Source organism: Stenotrophomonas maltophilia group sp. RNC7 (assembly GCF_030910085.1).
Taxonomy (GTDB): domain Bacteria; phylum Pseudomonadota; class Gammaproteobacteria; order Xanthomonadales; family Xanthomonadaceae; genus Stenotrophomonas; species Stenotrophomonas sepilia.
In genome coordinates, this window is sequence record NZ_JAVFVN010000206.1 from 1 (window position 1) to 575 (window position 575).

A 575-nucleotide genomic window follows, 5' to 3' on the forward strand; every position below is an offset into this window, starting at 1 on the left:
CGGATGCGGAGGACCTCGTTCAGGAAACCCTAACGAAAGCTCTTTTGAACCGAGACAAATATGTCCCCTACGGATCGCTCAAATCATGGCTCTTCACCATCATGAAGAACACATTCTGCAGCAAGTTCAAATGGGCTGCCAGAGAAACTGATCTCAGCGAATGGGATGATATTGCTGCGCCTGCATCGCAGGACTATGCAATGGAGCTCCAGGATGTTGGGCGGGCACTTGACGATCTGCCCAATATTTATCGCCAAGCGCTGAAACACGTTGCCCTTGATGGATTGCCATATGAAGCCGCGGCAAACGCAATGAACTGCTCAGTTGGCACCGTCAAAAGCAGACTGAACCGCGCGCGTTGCCGGCTGGAACGAAGGCGCTGAATAATGCCGCCTCCCAGCGACAACCAACGAGGCGCTCTTCAGGGCGCCTCGCTTAATTTGGCGGGAACGCGCATTCTTATCCTGAGGCAGGTTCAGATCTCCATGAAATTCCAAGATTCAAATCGATTTACATGGAGCATGATGCAGCGACGCCTTCCACGAGTGCAGCAGATTACGGCCAGGAGAAAAACA

Annotated in this window: 1 protein-coding gene; it reads left to right on the plus strand. The window is 52.5% G+C overall.

The features are described from left to right. The coding region (locus tag RCF13_RS02865) for an RNA polymerase sigma factor (protein ID WP_308140825.1) at positions 1-383 on the plus strand (383 nt) is incomplete at its 5' end. Positions 384-575: the final 192 nt, after the last annotated feature.